Origin of the sequence: Gottfriedia luciferensis (assembly GCF_001712755.1) — a bacterium.
GTDB classification, from domain to species: Bacteria; Bacillota; Bacilli; order Bacillales; family Bacillaceae_G; genus Gottfriedia; species Gottfriedia luciferensis_B.
The window spans coordinates 18,654-34,780 of record NZ_MDKC01000008.1 but is presented as its reverse complement, the minus strand read 5'-3'; the positions used below and the strand labels follow the sequence as shown (position 1 = coordinate 34,780).

The 16,127-nt window shown below is 31.1% G+C and carries 17 protein-coding genes and 2 pseudogenes; 15 read left to right on the top strand and 4 right to left on the bottom strand.

Annotation, left to right across the window (positions count from 1 at the left end; translation table 11 throughout):
- Positions 1-77: 77 nt before the first annotated feature.
- Both BED47_RS08360 and BED47_RS08355 read left to right on the top strand, forming a co-directional pair.
- A pseudogene (locus BED47_RS08360) lies at positions 78-293 on the top strand (RtcB family protein); the annotation flags it as partial.
- A gap of 269 nt (positions 294-562) precedes the next feature.
- Positions 563-1,537, top strand: a pseudogene (locus tag BED47_RS08355) (RtcB family protein); the annotation flags it as partial.
- Between the two features lie 51 nt (positions 1,538-1,588).
- On the opposite strand, the gene BED47_RS08350 reads toward BED47_RS08355, so the two are convergent.
- Positions 1,589-2,077 carry a GNAT family N-acetyltransferase gene (locus tag BED47_RS08350; protein WP_084006834.1) on the bottom strand — a complete coding sequence of 163 codons (489 nt, stop codon included), beginning with the start codon at positions 2,075-2,077 and terminating at the stop codon, positions 1,589-1,591.
- 145 nt (positions 2,078-2,222) lie between these two features.
- Between BED47_RS08350 and BED47_RS08345 the strand changes: the two genes are divergently transcribed.
- The 3 genes from BED47_RS08345 (at position 2,223) to BED47_RS08335 (ending at position 4,040) form a co-directional block, all read left to right on the top strand.
- Positions 2,223-2,585, top strand: a complete 363-nt coding sequence (locus BED47_RS08345) for a VOC family protein (RefSeq protein WP_069033275.1) — start codon at positions 2,223-2,225, stop codon at positions 2,583-2,585.
- 28 nt (positions 2,586-2,613) lie between these two features.
- Positions 2,614-3,135 carry a hypothetical protein gene (locus BED47_RS08340; protein ID WP_069033274.1) on the top strand — a complete coding sequence of 174 codons (522 nt, stop codon included), beginning with the start codon at positions 2,614-2,616 and terminating at the stop codon, positions 3,133-3,135.
- A 140-nt stretch (positions 3,136-3,275) separates the two neighbouring features.
- Entirely contained in the window at positions 3,276-4,040 is a 765-nt protein-coding gene (locus tag BED47_RS08335; RefSeq protein WP_069033273.1) for a 2-phosphosulfolactate phosphatase, read from the top strand.
- 21 nt (positions 4,041-4,061) lie between these two features.
- Here the strand turns inward: BED47_RS08335 and BED47_RS08330 are convergent, their stop codons facing one another.
- Complete coding sequence (locus BED47_RS08330) at positions 4,062-5,321, bottom strand: TolB family protein (protein ID WP_069033272.1); 1,260 nt, start codon at positions 5,319-5,321, stop codon at positions 4,062-4,064.
- Positions 5,322-5,460: 139 nt separating this feature from the next.
- Between BED47_RS08330 and BED47_RS08325 the strand changes: the two genes are divergently transcribed.
- A complete protein-coding gene (locus BED47_RS08325) occupies positions 5,461-5,877 on the top strand; it encodes an NUDIX hydrolase (protein ID WP_069033271.1) in 417 nt (138 codons plus the stop codon).
- Positions 5,878-5,922: 45 nt separating this feature from the next.
- Here BED47_RS08325 and hpt read toward each other — a convergent pair whose 3' ends face one another.
- Positions 5,923-6,450 carry a hypoxanthine phosphoribosyltransferase gene (hpt, locus tag BED47_RS08320; RefSeq protein ID WP_069033270.1) on the bottom strand — a complete coding sequence of 176 codons (528 nt, stop codon included), beginning with the start codon at positions 6,448-6,450 and terminating at the stop codon, positions 5,923-5,925.
- 163 nt (positions 6,451-6,613) lie between these two features.
- Here hpt and BED47_RS08315 point away from each other — a divergent pair, with 163 nt between their 5' ends.
- Entirely contained in the window at positions 6,614-8,152 is a 1,539-nt protein-coding gene (locus BED47_RS08315; RefSeq protein ID WP_084006833.1) for an FAD-dependent oxidoreductase, read from the top strand.
- A 126-nt stretch (positions 8,153-8,278) separates the two neighbouring features.
- On the opposite strand, the gene BED47_RS08310 is transcribed toward BED47_RS08315, so the two are convergent.
- A complete protein-coding gene (locus BED47_RS08310; RefSeq protein WP_069033269.1) occupies positions 8,279-8,818 on the bottom strand; it encodes a GNAT family N-acetyltransferase in 540 nt (179 codons plus the stop codon).
- Between the two features lie 162 nt (positions 8,819-8,980).
- Here BED47_RS08310 and BED47_RS08305 point away from each other — a divergent pair, with 162 nt between their 5' ends.
- The 8 genes from BED47_RS08305 to BED47_RS08270 all read left to right on the top strand — a co-directional run bounded on the left by BED47_RS08305 (position 8,981) and on the right by BED47_RS08270 (position 16,085).
- Positions 8,981-9,433 (top strand): VOC family protein, encoded by a 453-nt coding sequence (locus BED47_RS08305; protein WP_069033268.1) that lies wholly within the window; start codon positions 8,981-8,983, stop codon positions 9,431-9,433.
- A gap of 225 nt (positions 9,434-9,658) precedes the next feature.
- The gene (locus BED47_RS08300) at positions 9,659-10,003 is read left to right on the top strand and encodes an SHOCT domain-containing protein (protein WP_069033267.1); all 345 of its coding nucleotides are present in this window, start codon (positions 9,659-9,661) and stop codon (positions 10,001-10,003) included.
- Between the two features lie 42 nt (positions 10,004-10,045).
- A complete protein-coding gene (locus BED47_RS08295; protein WP_069033266.1) occupies positions 10,046-10,957 on the top strand; it encodes an AEC family transporter in 912 nt (303 codons plus the stop codon).
- A gap of 136 nt (positions 10,958-11,093) precedes the next feature.
- Positions 11,094-11,657 (top strand): Gmad2 immunoglobulin-like domain-containing protein, encoded by a 564-nt coding sequence (locus BED47_RS08290; protein WP_069033265.1) that lies wholly within the window; start codon positions 11,094-11,096, stop codon positions 11,655-11,657.
- A 928-nt stretch (positions 11,658-12,585) separates the two neighbouring features.
- Complete coding sequence (locus tag BED47_RS08285) at positions 12,586-13,254, top strand: response regulator transcription factor (RefSeq protein WP_056471929.1); 669 nt, start codon at positions 12,586-12,588, stop codon at positions 13,252-13,254.
- Positions 13,255-13,268: 14 nt separating this feature from the next.
- Positions 13,269-14,657: a HAMP domain-containing sensor histidine kinase gene (locus tag BED47_RS08280; protein ID WP_084006832.1), complete on the top strand. Its 1,389-nt coding sequence runs from the start codon at positions 13,269-13,271 to the stop codon at positions 14,655-14,657.
- Between the two features lie 200 nt (positions 14,658-14,857).
- Positions 14,858-15,319, top strand: a complete 462-nt coding sequence (locus BED47_RS08275) for a hypothetical protein (protein ID WP_069033264.1) — start codon at positions 14,858-14,860, stop codon at positions 15,317-15,319.
- Positions 15,320-15,440: 121 nt separating this feature from the next.
- Positions 15,441-16,085 (top strand): alanyl-tRNA editing protein, encoded by a 645-nt coding sequence (locus BED47_RS08270; protein ID WP_069033263.1) that lies wholly within the window; start codon positions 15,441-15,443, stop codon positions 16,083-16,085.
- Positions 16,086-16,127 lie beyond the last annotated feature (42 nt).

The following is a 16,127-nucleotide window of genomic DNA, read 5'->3' as shown; positions in this document are numbered from 1 at the left end:
AAGAACTATTATAAAGCGCTTTGAAATAGTTTAATAAAGTCATGCCTTAAAATAAAACTAACTTGAAGGAGAAGACAATGCTTACAGTTAAAGGCTCATTTAATGAAGCTAAAATATTTACAGATAATGTGGAACAAGGAGCAATTGGGCAAATTATTGAACTATGTAATCAAGAGTTCGTGAAAAGTTCTAAAATTAGAATTATGCCAGATACTCATGCAGGTAAGGGATGCACGATTGGAACGACAATGACGATTCAAGATAAAATCGTTCCAAATCTCGTTGGGGTTAACTAAAACGGCTCCAACGTAAAAAAACTCGCTCAATTGCTGGAAACCCTAACGTAAAATATAGTCGAGGGCAATCAGCAGCCAGAGGTTATGGTGACATAATCAAATGGTTCAGAGACTTGCACGTTGTTAGCAGACGACCTGTGCAGAATTATTCTCCTTCTAATGTCGGATAGAATAATTAACACGGCGAGCCTACAAAAGGAGCTGCATACTCCGATGATTGTAGAGAAGGTATAGTCCACTCTCTAAGAAATTAGAGGTTAAAGTACGATATAGGTTGCGGAATGGAAACAATAAGAGTTTCACAAACAGAAATCGATTTTCAAAAACTAGATGCAGTCATTCGTAAACATGTTCCATCAGGGTTTTCAATTCGAAATAATAAGCATGAGTTTGTGAAGAAAATTGATTTTTCAAAGCTGCACTGCTTTAAAGAATTAAATGAAACAAGAACAAAGCTTAGCTTAGGTTCACTTGGTGGCGGAAATCATTTTATTGAGTGCAATGTTGACGAAGACGGAAATATTTATTTTGTTATTCACTCTGGAAGCCGAAATTTAGGTAAAGTTGTAGCGGAATTTTATCAGAAAAAAGCGTATGAATTATTAAAAAGCCAGTCAGAAAATCGTTCTAAAGTCATTCAGCAATTAAGGGATGAAGGCCGTGAAAAAGAAATTGAGACTGCTTTAAAAAGTCTTCCGTCGCAATATATTCCAAAGGATTTAGCTTATTTAGAAGGAGTTTGGTTTGATCGATATATGCATGATATGGCAATTGCCCAAGAATATGCTTTATGGAACCGGAAGGCAATGATGGATGAAATCGTAAAGAATATGGATTTAACAGTTGTTGAACAATTTACGACTGTCCATAATTATATTGATATCGAAAATATGATTCTTCGTAAAGGGGCAATTTCCGCTCAAAAAGGTGAGAAAGTATTGATTCCGATCAACATGCGAGATGGTAGTTTGATTGCAATTGGAAAAGGAAATCCAGATTGGAATTACTCGGCCCCTCATGGTGCAGGTCGAATTCTCAGTCGTACAAAGGCAAAGGCAACTCTTTCACTTGATGAGTTTAAAGAAACAATGAAGGATGTTTGGAGTACATCAGTTTTAGAGAGTACATTAGATGAAAGTCCGATGGCTTATAAGGAAATGAAAGAAATCATTGAAAATACTAAGGATTCAATCGAAGTTATTAAAGTTATTAAACCACTTTATAATTTCAAAGCAAATTAAATCTATCTATATTACAAAACAAAGCCACTAATATGGTGGCTTTGTTTTAAATTAATTTTCCATAATTTCATTCGTATCAAACTCTTGAATTGTCTTTTTATTCTCATCAACTTTTTCAGTAAAGTTACCTTTTGTATAATAGTTAATTACATTTCTCCAAAAAGCCTTTGCAGGTTCATTTTTTTCAATTTGTGAGATACTCCATTTTCCAGGAAACAGATTGAAAAGTTCTATTGCTACCTTTTTACCAAAACCATGCCCTTTATATTTTTCAATAATAAAAAACTCTTCTATACAATTTGAAGTGGATTCTGATAAAGTTTCAATCAAAGCGAAACCGATTAATTCTTCTTTATTCAACACAAAAAAAGCGTGATAATCTTGTTCCTGCCAGTATTTTTCTAAGTTAAACTTATGAAAAGATCCATTTTCTCCGAGTTTAATTTCAGGAAGATATTTAGTAAATTCATAAATATAAAATTGCATCAAATTATGTAATTTTGATTCTTCGGCTTTTTTTACTTTAACAATCTTTATCAAAAATTTCCCCTCCAATTTCTAGTTTCAATATTTATAAATAATTGACTAATTACAGTAAAATCCCTTTATTTTTAGCATGAAATATAAAAGGAAATAGTTTATAAGTGTTGAATAAATAGTGTGTAGTAAAAAGGAGGACTTAGCTATGTCAGAGCATTTTAAAAGAATTGATACAGTTTTTCTGCAAGTAATTGATTTTGAGAAAGCAGTAGATTGGTATTGCTCGGTATTGGGTTTTACGGTTAGATGGAATGATCCGATAAATGGATATGCAGCATTAAATATTGGCGAAACACCATTAACTTTAGTTAGAAAAACTAATCAACTAGAAAATCCAAATAAGCATATGAGTTTTAATTTTTATACTCCAAATATCGAACAAGCTTATAATCACTTAAAAGAACATGATGTAGAAGTAGAGAAATTAAATGAAGATGGAACATTTAAATGGTTTGAATTCAAAGATTTAGAAGGAAATCGTTTAGGTGTATGCTCTTTTCCTGAATAAAATTAATTTCTAAATAAGGAAGTTTTATATGAATAAAAAAGTTATTACATATGTGCTAATTTTTATAGCGTTAGTGAGCATATTTACTTACATATCAATAAATTTTAATTCAAAAGAAAAGGCTGTTAGTTTCGCTATTCATAAGGATTTACCAGAACTTAAAAAAGTGGACTATGAATTGGTTAAAATTCCCAATAGTCCATACATTCTTTGTATTACTAATATACCGCATAGTATATATATATTTAAGACATCATCGTTTTTAAATATGAATTTTGCTTCGATTTCAGGTGCAGAGCATTTGTATGCCGGAGATGGGAAGGGAATGCATTTTTTAAATGATTATCTAATTTATGGATTTGATAAGGATCGCCCTCAAGGAAAAGCAATTTATGTAGATGGTGAAAAGATGAGAACTGTGTTTTTGAACAAGTACTTTAAAACAAGTAAATATAAGATGAATTATAAAGATTTAGTCTTCTATTATCCTAATAAACCAATGAAGACAACTAAAAATAGCTTAGGGTATACAGAAGTTACATATCGTTAACCGTTTCAGACTCCTAGTCAAACATTTGCAATCAGTCTGAAAATCTAATACTTTGTCACCACACTAGTGCAATACTTTAAAAGAGTATTGCTTTTTTTATGTATGACGATTTTAAAAGATTAATAAAGGGGGATGAGAACATGTTCGATCAATCAAATTATGAATGCCGTGTAGAGTGGGGAAAAAGGGGAGCTAGGGAAGCCGCGGAACGCGGGGATATTACGATTATTGTTGATGTTCTTAGTTTTTCATCGACTGTTGTTTCAGCAGTATTTCAAAACGCAATCGTCTATCCATATCCACCAAATTTAGATGGGAAAGCTTATGCTAAAAAGATTGGAGCGGAGTATATTTTAGGAAGAAATGAAGCGGCAGTTTTAGGGAAGGCAACACTTTCGCCGGTCTCATTTAATGAACGTCATGCCAATCATAAATTTGTTTTATGTTCTCTAAATGGGGCATTTTGTTCATGGATCGCTTCAAAGGTGCCAGCGTTATTGATTGGTTCTTTACTTAATGCTTCTGCGGTTGCAAGTTTGGCTAATCGCCTAAAAAACGAAAAAAATGTCAATATAACAGTTATTCCGTGCGGTGAAGTTTGGAATGATTTACATGAAAATGAGGATGCACTAAGACCTTCTATTGAAGACTATTTAGGAGCAGGAGCAATTTTGTCAGAGTTAGAAGGAACAAAATCACCAGAAGCGGAAGTTTGTATTGGCGCGTTTCTTCACTCAAAACATAAAATTAAAGAATTGATTTGGGAATGCGGAAGTGGAAGAGAACTGAGAATGAAGGGCTTTGAAGAAGATGTTAGGCATTGTAGTCAATTAAACTATTTTAAAGTAGTACCAGTTTTACAAATTGATTGCTTCGTTAATGGTCTTGAAATAGAAAAAGGATGAAAAATTTCATCCTCATCCTTTTTACCTCTCAAAAATAGAATATGAACTAACATTTTTTAATAAAATTTCAGGTTTACTACCATCCAAATTGGCGATCCATACATTACCGACAACATCTAATTCGCCTTTTCTAGTCCACGTTATTTTATTGGTAATCTTAGAGTAGACTGGATTATAATCGCCTTTTCCAGTTGGTGGATTCGTTATTTTTAATTGTTTATGAGTAGAAAGATTAATCACATTTAATGATGGTTTTGGTCGTTTCTTTTCATCATTTGACCACTCACTTTCTTTTACTCTTGAAACAACAATCGATGTATCATCACACCATGTAAATCCTAATTCAGCGTAATGTGGCGGTGTTAAATTTGTTGATGTAAATGCAGGCATTTCAGTAATATTCATCTTCTTATTTTTGTAGCCGAAAACTAATCTGCCTCCACCTGCAATGTATCCTAATATATTTTTAGTTTGAGCCCATTTTGGATTATCTAAATGTAAAATAATTTCATCTTGAACTTCAAAAACTTTTCCATCTGAAGAAATGATACAAAGCATGTCGCTATCCATAGACCAAGAAGCTGTTGGGTTAACGATAAAAGAGATCCATTTTTGATCAGGCGAAAATTGAAATGTTGACGCATTTATGGACGGAATGGAAGTATTGCCTTTTGTTAAGGTTTTAGGAACAACAAAAAATTGTTTTACAGTGTTTGTTGCGCTAGAAATATTTTTTAAATCATTTGGTATAGTGATTTTATATAAAACTGGGTTTGTCCAACCGTCCGGATTTAGTGCTGCGGCTGATGAAGCTATAAAGCCTTTACCGTTTGGAATCCAATTATAATCATCCACACCTAGTGCAATATTATAAAAATTTTTAAAATCAGAAACGTTCAACACACCACTATCTAGAAATGCAAAAATATTTTTAGTAGGGGACCATTTTGGATTCTCACCATCGGAAATGATCCTTTGCTCTTTTTTTGTTTTCATATTATAAATCCATATTTCTGAGCGAGTAGGATATGATGCTGTAGGACCAATAGGTATTTCTTTTTGGTACATTAAATAATTTCCATCAAATGACCACTCGGGTTGATTCGTATAAACCCCTTTTGCTTTTGTTATTTTTTCCTCTTTATTATTTATTTTTATCCAAACAAATCCATCGCGAATAAACGCAATTTTTAATGGGTTAGCTGTAGTTTCCGCGTAACTATAGTTCGGAATAATTAAACAAACAACGATCAAGAAAATGAGTAGTAATTTGCGACTCATAAATTCACCCCGTTTACTAATTTTGAGTTATTTTTCCCAAGAAATTATATAAATATCAAAGGGACCGTATTCAACAGGAAAAAATATTAAATGATCGAATAGCTAGATTATATAAAGTAACTAAAAGAGGTGGCTATTCATGGAGAAATGGATTGGGGCAACTGGTATTTGTATTAATCATAAAGGGCAGATATTAATGGTACTTCAAGGCAAGCCTGACGAACATAAGCTTTGGGCTACTCCATCAGGCGGTTTAGAACAAAATGAATCGATTGAAGAGTGTTGTAAAAGAGAGTTACTCGAAGAAACAGGATATGAAGTTGAAATAATTAAGCAATTGTTTATTAAAGATGGAATCTCGTATGGTTTTCAAGTAGAAGTACATTATTTTGAAGTTAGAATTATTGGTGGCTATGCTAAAATTCAAGACCCTGATCAATTAATATATGATATTGCTTGGAAATCAGCAGATGAAATTATTGAGTTAGAGCTTAGTTTTCCAGAGGATCGAAACTTACTAATCGACTTAATTAATAAAAAAGTTAACAAGAAATAAAAAAAGCCGTTTGATAAAAAATCAAACGGCATTTTTAAAATTAAATTAATATTCTTCTACTGTTGCGATATACGGTAGATTTCGATACTGCTGTGCATAATCAATTCCATAGCCAACGATAAACTCATCTGGAATGACAAAACCTACATAATCAACTGGTAGATCGATTTTTCTTCTTTCAGGTTTATCTAATAAAGTACAAATCTTAATCGATTTTGGCTTATGCATTTGAAGATGGTCACGTAAAAAGTGCAATGTTAAGCCACTATCAATAATATCTTCAATTACTACCACGTTTTTATCTGTGATATTCTCATCTAAATCTTTTAACAATCTTACTTTTCCAGTTGATTCAGTTTGATTACTATAGCTAGAAACAGAAATAAAGTCTACATTAATATTACTTTTCATTTCACGAACTAGATCTGCTGCAAATACAAATGATCCTTTTAAAACAACTACAAGGATTAGTGGTTCGTTATTAAAGTCATGTTCAATTTGTTCGGCAAGTGCTTTTACTCTATTTTTTAAATCAGTTTCAGAAATTAAAGTGTCTTTTATTCTATAAGCCATGTAAATTACCTTCTTTACTTAATTTTTTACTTTGTTAGATAAGCATTCATCATTATCTCCATTTTAACAATATTTACTAAATAGTAGTATTGAAAAGTTAGTTTAATGAACATCCATCAATTTGGTAATAATAACCACATAACATAAATGGAGGTATTCAAAGATGAATGAAAAGATTGATTATAATGGCTTGCCGAAGCACTCAAAGCCAATTTGGAGAAGTGGACTAAATATTCCTACTTTTGATCCGTTTAACGATGACGAAGAGTTTGATGCTGTAATCGTTGGTGCCGGAATTACGGGAATTTCAACCGCATATTTTTTAACACAAGCGGGTATGAAGGTCGCTTTAATTGAGGCGAATAAAATAATTAATGGAACAACGGGCCATACGACTGCAAAAGTAACAGCACAGCATGATTTAATATATGATGAGCTAATCCAACATTTTGGATTAGAAAAGACAAAAATCTTTTATCATTCTACTAAAAATGCAATGGATTTTATAAAAAAATATACGAGTGATAATCAAATAGAATGTAATTATGAGACACAAGATGCAACCATTTATACGACTTCAGATGATTATGTAAGGAATCTAGAAAATGAATTGAAAGCTTATGAAAAATTAGAAATCGACTCATTTGGAGCAGTAAAAACATTATTACCCTTTGATACAAAATATTCGATTACAATGAGGGATCAAGCTCAGTTTCACCCACTAAAATACTTGATTCATTTATTAAAAGCTTCAATTGAAAACGGATTAAAGGTTTATGAAGAAACTGTCGTTATTGACGTTGAAACAGGTAACACCCCAGTCGTAGTCACTCAAAGTGGAAGAAAAATAAAATGTAAGCATGTTGTTAGTGCATCCCATTTTCCTTTTTACGATGGTAATCAATTCTTTTTTACGAAATTACATGCAGATCGTTCATATGCCTTAGCTGCAAAAGTAAAAACAGCATATCCGGGAGGCATGTACATAAGTGCTGAAAATCCGAAAAGATCTCTAAGATCATTTAGATATAATAATGAAGAACTAGTACTAATAGGTGGAGAAAGTCATAAAACTGGAGTAGAAACTCGTACTATGAGTTTTTATGAAAATTTAAAACTTTTTGGGGAAGAAACCTTTGGAATTGAAGATGTATTATTCAGATGGTCTACCCAGGATTTAATTACTTTAGATAAAATGCCTTATATTGGTAGACTATCGTCAAAACATCAAAATATTTACGTAGCCACTGGTTTCCGTAAATGGGGTATGACAAGTGGAACAGTATCTGCCCAGTTAATAAGTAATTTAATTTTAGGAAAAGAAGCTGTAGATGCTGATGTGTTCACTCCATCGAGATTTCAAGCAGACCCTAGTATCAAGCATTTCTTAATGCAAAACCTAGATGTAGCTAAACATTTAATTGAAGGAAAATTAGAGCCTGTTTCTAGAAAAATAGAAGAGTTATACAATGATGAGGGCTCAGTTGTAACACTAGATGGTAAAAGAGTTGGAGCATATAAAGATGTAAATGGTAAAGTTCATTGTGTAGATACAACTTGTACTCATTTAGGTTGTGAGGTCGAGTGGAATAATGGTGAAAAATCATGGGATTGTCCTTGCCATGGCTCAAGGTTTTCAATTTATGGCGAAGTATTAGAAGGACCAGCTGATCAACCTTTAAAACAAGTTTTTGTTCAATAACTAAAAATATTAGATTATGAGGGATTTCTCAAATAGTGAGAGATCCCTTATTAATTGCCATTAGTTAAACATTATATCTCCAATGATAATCTATTCAAAAATGTCTTAGCAATTTGTGATGAAAATTTAGTCTGAAACATACTCCATTACATAACAATCTCTATATTCGCCTTCATGTAACTCATGTTTCGGAAGTAATCGAATTTTTTTAAATCCACATTTTTCATAGCACTTAATCGCACGTATATTCCATGTTTGTGGATCTACTACTACTTTTTTTGCGTTTTGTTTATTCACTAAGTATTTCACCATCGATGAGACAAGTAAACTTCCAATTCCACGATTCCAAAAATCAATTTCACCAATAAATTGATCCATTCCGTAAATAACTTCACTTGTATTTTCATAGCCATATTCAATTTTTGATTCATTGTCTAATTTATAAAATTGTATATAGCCTATCTCAATATTTTCATAAACTACAATACACATTTGAATAGAGGGATCTTTCGTAAAAAATATATTTTTTACTTTTTCATCGTCGAACGGATGATCACGACCTTCATAATATTGAAGAACTTTTGGATTCGAAAGCCATTTTGCTAGAAGGGGAACATCACTTTCTTTTAATTGACGAATAGTAAGCTTATTTGATTGGAAGATCACTTACAAACCTCCTTACATTTGGAATTAAAGTTAATTAAATCATATCATCTTGGAGATATTCTCGAGGAGTTGTAAATTCAGAATTTTTCATAATAAATAGACTAATGCTAAAATATAAATAACTTACGAAATTACTTTATTCTGATGAGAGGAGAAAAAGCGATGATTAAAAGTATATATGAAACTCATTTAGAAGTGAGAAATTTAGATGAATCCATTATGTTTTACGAAAAACTAGGTATTAAGCTCGCTCATAAAATTGAAGGAAGAAGAGTTGCTTTCTTTTTTATTGGTGAAGACAAACAAATGCTCGGACTTTGGGAGGTAGAGAAAGGTAAGGAATTTCACAAAGGCCACTTTGCTTTTGGCGTAAGTCTTTATGAACTAGAGAATAGTATTGAATGGCTTAAAGTGAGAGGGATAAAACCATCTGAAAACTTTTTTGGATTAAATCCAATTGAACCTGTAGTACATACTTGGATGCCAGCAGCAAGTGTTTATTTCCGAGATCCTGATGGAAATAGTTTAGAGTTTATTTCGCTACTTGATGGAGAATCAGTAAAAACAAATGAGGTTTTGTATTTAAGTGAATGGAAAGAAAAATTTTCAAAATAACTCTTTGATAGAAGTTTGAAAAAATGTTGTTAAATCATTTTAAATAACGTGATAAAAAAATAAAAAATCCACCTAAATAGGTGGTTTTTTATTTTTGCAATAGGTATTTAAACATAATTTGTCGAATATAGTTATTTCGAAAGCAAAATAATATTTTATTTAATTTTAAGATCAAAGCTTCTATTTCATTCAGAATTTAACTTTAAAATGAAAAGAGGTGGAAACTTGAGAAAGATTCGAGTTAAACCAAGTAAAGGGCAGTCATTTTTTGGTTTAATGATTGGCATTATTTTTATTGTACTCGGTTTTACAATTGTAATACCAAAAGCTGGTTTGATCGGATTGATATGGATCGGAATTGCGTTAATGATTACGATAATCAATGGATACAACGTTTTTAGTAATCGTGGTATATCCAATTATGAAGCAAATGTTGAAGAGTATATTACAAGAGAGAAAGAGGACTTTGAAGTGAAACTTCGTAAATTAAGTAAATTAAAAAATGACGGGAAAATCACAGAAAATGAGTTTCAGAAACAAAAGGAAAAAATTTTTAACGGAGATATGTAGAGATAATAAAAAGCGGTTAATCATCTGAAAGAAGGAAAAGAAATGGTAATAAAATTACTACTAGAAGTTATGCTTCCTCTATTTTTTTATGTATTATTAGGTTATTTATTTAATCGCCTTTTTAAACTTCACTTACGTACTTTAACAACCCTCTTAGTTTATTTATTTCTTCCAGTCGCAGTATTTATGAAAATATATGATAGTCCGTTATCTGGTAAAGTTGCAGGTATTGTTTTATTTTACTTGGTTATTCAATTTGTCTTTATGTCGCTAATTTCAACATTAATATGTAGATGGCGAGGAATTGAAAAATCTATGCAAGGTACATTTGCGAATAGCATCGCGTTAAATAATTCAGGAAATCTTGGATTGCCAGTAAATGCGTTAGTTTTTAAAAATGATCCTTTTGCATTGAGTATTGGAGTTTTAATTGTTTTGTTTCAAAATATCATGACATTTACTGTTGGGGTATATAATGCAGAGGCTTCAGTTCAAATGAAAGAAGCAATTATGAAAATGCTAAAGCTACCAATCATATATAGTGTAGTACTTGGCTTTATTCTTCAACTATCTCATGTGAAATTAAATCATGAATTGGTTACCATTTTAAATCCTATTACTGAATCATTTGCCCCATTTGCGTTAATTACACTTGGAGCTCAATTAGCTGAATCGGGGAAAGAAATTAGCTGGAACAATTTAGCGATTAGTAACTTCTTAAGATTGATTGGTGGTCCAATTATTGCATTTGCCCTTATAAAAATTTTCGGTTTTGAAGGTGTAGTTGCAAAAGCCCTTTTTATTGGTAGTGCCTTCCCAAGTTCAAGAAATAGTGCATTACTATCATTCAAAGGTCCACATGCAAATTTTGCAGCACAAACTGTCGTTACTTCAACTATATTAAGTAGTCTAACTTTACCAATCGTAATACAACTTGCTAGTACGTTCTTTTAATGTGTTTAAAAATTCATTCCTTTTCTTAGAAGTCCACTCGGTAAAAATGCCTTTCATCTTTTGTAAAAAATAAATAGTTTGATTCAGAACAATATTTAATTTACATCAATAAATTATTTTAGAGGTGATTAATAGAATGAGAAGACTTTTATTTATTGGACTTATCATTTTAAGCATATTCTGTTTAACAAGCTGTCAGTCAAGTGACTACGGTAATGGCAAAAAGGATGATCAGTCATCACAAGTTGATAAGGGGAAAACCACTGATAAGGGCAATACACCAGATAAAGACAAAAATACTGATAAAGGAAATACACCAGATAAGGGAAATAATAATCCGCCAAAAAAGGATGAAACTAAGCCACCAGTTAAAGCCTTTACACCAGTTGAAAACGATGCATTTAAAGTCACTTCAGTCGTAAATGACACAACAGGTAAGAATGTGTTAATTGTTGAAGGGAAAGCTAGTGTTTTTGAAGCAACATTTCTTTATCGAATAGAAGATGGTCATAATGTATTGGCCGAAGGTCACACAATGGCTGATATGGGTGCTCCCGAATGGGGGAACTTTAAACTAGTAATTAATTATAATCAACCAACAAGTCCAAATGGAGTACTTACACTATATGTAGCAAGTGCAAAAGACGGCCAACCAGAACATATATTAAATATACCGATTCAGTTTCCAAATTATAAATAAGTATTTAATGAAGATTTTTAAGATGCACGAAGCCGTTGGTCCAACCAATTTTAGCTTGCAAATTGTTTAACATAAAGTCGAATATAAAATAGTCAATAGGGAATATGACATTAAATTGAACTTATTTATATATAATCATTTTTTGGATGATATATCATTGGTTTTAACTGTTAATATTTTAAGCAATTTTATGATTCAAAATCACTAGTAATGATTTTTTTCTGAAGTTAAAAATATTATGATCAAATTATTAGAAAACAAATTCAGTTGATTGGTTTAATTAAAGTTCAATATTAGTTGACCTATAGCTTATTAATACACCACGGTTAGGTTACTCTAAGTAAAGGCTTTTTGATTAGGGTTTATTACAGACTTTTTTTGATGAATAAGTTGATTGGAACTAAAGGGGTGCTCGACTCCTATGGGATAAGCGGGAAGGCTGAGACCCCGCAGGCTTGCCGAGGAGGCTAAAGAATCTCGCCCCATGGAAAGCGAGCATCCTGTAGTGGAAATCAACATCACTCTACTCCTTTTACGAAAATTTGGTAAATTAATTGACAAGGAAGTTTTTCAACAGTGTGAAATGACTTTAGTAAATACTAAAGTCATTTTTTTTTAACATTGAGAAAATAACTTCAAAAATTACATAAAATAGCCTAAAATAAAAAAGCTTATACAATATTTTTTGGAAAGCTTTTGGACTTTTCTTAAATAAATTTTAATCGTTTTTAAGTGAAATTATTAGAAAATGTACACAATAGGTAGTAATATCAAGATTATTAAGATAAACTATTAAAAATTTCTAATAAAACTCTAATTAAATTTTAAAATATTCATAAAGCCATTTTCATCTTAAACAGATATCCTTATACAATACAAATAATAATTTTATAGATGTTATTATAAAAAAAAATGAGGGATAAAATATATGAAAAAAATATTAATTATAGAAGATGAGAAAGAATTAGCAAATTTTATACGATTAGAGTTAGAGTATGAAGGAAATGAAGTTCATATTTCAAATGATGGAAGAGACGGTTTAAACCTAGCAATCGACCAAGAATTTGACTTAATCTTGCTTGATTTAATGCTTCCTAATTTAAGTGGTATTGAAGTTTGTAGACGAATTAGAGCGCATAAAGATACACCAATTATTATGATTACAGCTAGAGATAGTGTTTTTGATCGAATTTCTGGATTAGATAGTGGTGCAGATGATTATATTTCAAAACCATTTGTTATTGAAGAACTTTTAGCTCATATGCGAGCAATCTTTAGACGCATCGATCGTTCAACAAATTTACACTGCTTAAAATTTAAAGATTTGTCATTAGATTCTGCAGCTCGAGTTGTTAAAAAAGATGAAGCGATCATTGATTTAACGAAAAAAGAATTCGATTTATTGTATTTATTAATGAGCAATGTAAATCGTGTATTAACTAGAGAAATTTTATTAGAAACTGTATGGGGCTATGGCTCTACAATTGAAACAAACGTAGTGGATGTTTATATTAGCTACTTAAGAACAAAACTAGATGATAAAAATAATACCTATATTCACACTGTAAGGGGTACTGGGTATGTAATGAGGATGTAGAGGTGGATCTTACCTTGTTAAATAAGCTTTCGATTAGATGGAAAATAACAATTACAATCGCTGTGCTTATGTTTGTCATATTTACATTATGTAATCTTATTCAAAGTGCTTTGATTCAAATGTCAGTCATGAATCAGCAGCAACATCGTATTGAAAAGAGATTATATGATACGTCAGCTTATTTAGATGAAGAATATAAAACGAAACGACCTACTGCGGCTTCTTTTGCAGAAAACAAATCATATTTTGAAAAAATTATACAAAATAATGAGATGATTCGATTAATCGATAAAGATGGAAAAGAAATATTTACAGTTTCAAGAACGATGCCTAAAATTCATATTAATAAAAAAGACTTCGGTAAAATCCAAAAATATAGACTACACAATCAAGAAATTTTAATTAATAGTAAGCTGTTACATTATAAGAATTTTGATGGTGTTTTAGAAGTTGCAATGAATGTAGAAATCTTTTCGAAATTAATTAAAGAATCATTCATGATTCTCATTCTAGGAACAACCATTTCGTTAATTTTAAGTATTTTAAGCGGTTATTTCTTATCTAAAAAAATATTAAATCCTATTAAAAATTTAAATCAAACAATGATTAAAATAAAAAATAATCAATTAAAAGAGCGAGTTTTTGTAGGAGAAACAAAAGATGAGCTATCTGAACTCGGTCTTCTTTTTAATAAAATGATGGATGAGTTAGAGGCTTCAATTACAAGACAAAAGCGTTTTGTTGAAGATGCTTCTCATGAATTAAGGACACCTTTAGCAATCATTCATGGTCACTTATCACTTGTTAATCGCTGGGGGAAAAAAGACGAAACTGTTTTAGAAAACTCATTAAATACATGTATTAATGAAACAAACAGAATGATTATTTTAACGAATGAGCTTCTACAGTTAACAAAGCTAGAGAAAAATAGCGAAAAGATTGAACAGTATGCTCCAACAAATATTAATGAAGTGTTAAATGAGATAATAAACAATTATCAGCTCTTACATGAAGATTTGGAAATTCACTTCCACACTCCTAATCAAATTGTCGATAAAGCAAATATTGCAAGAGAACATTTAATGCAAATATTAATTATTTTGTTTGATAATGCAGTTAAGTACAGTAAAGAACATACCATTATCGATATAACTACAGCACAAGTTGCAAACAAGATTGAAATCAAAGTGATAGATAACGGAATCGGTATTAAAGAAGAAGATATTAATCATATATTTGACCGATTTTATCGAGCTGATAAAGCGAGAAGTCGAGCTAACGGCGGTAATGGTTTAGGCTTATCAATCGCAAAAGATCTAATTGAAAACTATGGTGGCAATCTACAAATTACAAGTAAAAATGGAGAAGGCACAACTGCTTTCATCACATTAAATACTATTTAGATAAAATGTGTATCTAAATTCTCCAAAAGAAGAAAATCACAAGATGTGTTACAAAATCTTGTGGTTTTTTTTTTCAATAAAGTTCACTAAACATTCCCTATTCTCTAACTTGGTGTCTCATCAATTTAATAGTTTAGTGCCTTATTTTATGGTAAAGTTGAATAAAATGAAAATTCTTTTAATTCGGAGGGAGAAGAAAGATGAGCTTTGTAAGCATTGCTATAAATAATGCAATTATGATTGAAAGTTTACGTAGTGCTGGTGTAGAAAACATTCAGTTAATTAACGCTGTGAAAGAAGAGAATTTCGAGTTTTTAAATCAATATGGTAATGGTTTTCCTGACTGGGAAACATTAATAAAACTGTACAAAAACAATGAAGAAAATTTTAATAAAATTGTTAATGATGGCTATCAAATCAAATTTTTAACAAAAGGATCATTAATGACTTTACTAAGATATAAATTTGGCATTGAAGTTGAAAAAGATTATGAAGAAATGGGAACTGCAATTCAAGGCTTTTATTTATCTGAAGAAGCAATTAATCTAATTAAACATACACTTGCAGCAAACTGGAGTTTAAGTACATATGTTGATGAAAAAGATGGGCTGAAAAAAATACGTATAGAATTAGTAAAAGGTAGTGAAGCTGTAACAAAGTAAATTATATGGATTAATTTAGTAGAGGGACAATTTATAGAAATTGTTCCTTTTTTACTAACTATAAAAGGGATCAACTAGTGGAAACAAAATTCATAATCAAAAATGAAAAAGGAGTAAAGCAATGGGAGTAAAAAAACTATTTTGGGAAGATCCTTATCTTTCAAAAACTACTGCAATTGTTACGGAAGTAGATGGCAGGAATGTTACTTTAAACGAAACCATTATTTATGCTTTTTCGGGAGGGCAACAATCGGATTCAGGGAGAATTGGTCATTATGAGGTGATTGAAGCTAAGAAGGACGGATTAGACATTATCTACACTTTACCAGAAAATCATGACCTTCAAAAAGGACAAGAAGTAGTGATTGAAATCGATTGGGAGAAACGATATCGAATTATGAAGCTACATTTTGCTGCAGAAATCATCTTGGAGCTAATGTATCAAAACTATCATAATCCTGAAAAAATTGGTGCAAATATTACTAGTGATAAAGCTAGAATTGATTTCTATTGGGATGGAAAAATCTCTGAAACATTCCCACTTTTAGAGACAAAAGCAAAGGAGCTCATTGAAGCAGATTTAGAAATATTTAGTGAGTTTGATGACCCAGAAAATCAAAGAAGATATTGGGAAATTAAAGACTTTGGTAAAGTTCCGTGTGGTGGGACACATATTAAGCGAACAGGAGAAATTAAAGGAATAAAGTTAAAACGAAACAATATAGGAGGTGGGAAAGAACGGATAGAAATTTATTTGATGATCTAAATAGAATATTTGAATCTAAAAAACGAACCTAAAGGCTAGTGT

Excerpts from the sequence above, each read along its gene's own strand:
- BED47_RS08285 (WP_056471929.1), top strand. The coding sequence starts at position 12,586 with ATGAAAAAAATATTAATTATAGAAGATGAGAAAGAATTAGCAAATTTT.
- BED47_RS08290 (WP_069033265.1), top strand. The coding sequence starts at position 11,094 with ATGAGAAGACTTTTATTTATTGGACTTATCATTTTAAGCATATTCTGT.
- BED47_RS08345 (WP_069033275.1), top strand. The coding sequence starts at position 2,223 with ATGTCAGAGCATTTTAAAAGAATTGATACAGTTTTTCTGCAAGTAATT.
- BED47_RS08270 (WP_069033263.1), top strand. The coding sequence starts at position 15,441 with ATGGGAGTAAAAAAACTATTTTGGGAAGATCCTTATCTTTCAAAAACT.
- BED47_RS08330 (WP_069033272.1), bottom strand. The coding sequence starts at position 5,321 with ATGAGTCGCAAATTACTACTCATTTTCTTGATCGTTGTTTGTTTAATT.
- BED47_RS08325 (WP_069033271.1), top strand. The coding sequence starts at position 5,461 with ATGGAGAAATGGATTGGGGCAACTGGTATTTGTATTAATCATAAAGGG.
- BED47_RS08315 (WP_084006833.1), top strand. The coding sequence starts at position 6,614 with ATGAATGAAAAGATTGATTATAATGGCTTGCCGAAGCACTCAAAGCCA.
- BED47_RS08335 (WP_069033273.1), top strand. The coding sequence starts at position 3,276 with ATGTTCGATCAATCAAATTATGAATGCCGTGTAGAGTGGGGAAAAAGG.
- BED47_RS08340 (WP_069033274.1), top strand. The coding sequence starts at position 2,614 with ATGAATAAAAAAGTTATTACATATGTGCTAATTTTTATAGCGTTAGTG.
- BED47_RS08295 (WP_069033266.1), top strand. The coding sequence starts at position 10,046 with ATGGTAATAAAATTACTACTAGAAGTTATGCTTCCTCTATTTTTTTAT.
- BED47_RS08275 (WP_069033264.1), top strand. The coding sequence starts at position 14,858 with ATGAGCTTTGTAAGCATTGCTATAAATAATGCAATTATGATTGAAAGT.
- BED47_RS08305 (WP_069033268.1), top strand. The coding sequence starts at position 8,981 with ATGATTAAAAGTATATATGAAACTCATTTAGAAGTGAGAAATTTAGAT.
- hpt (WP_069033270.1), bottom strand. The coding sequence starts at position 6,450 with ATGGCTTATAGAATAAAAGACACTTTAATTTCTGAAACTGATTTAAAA.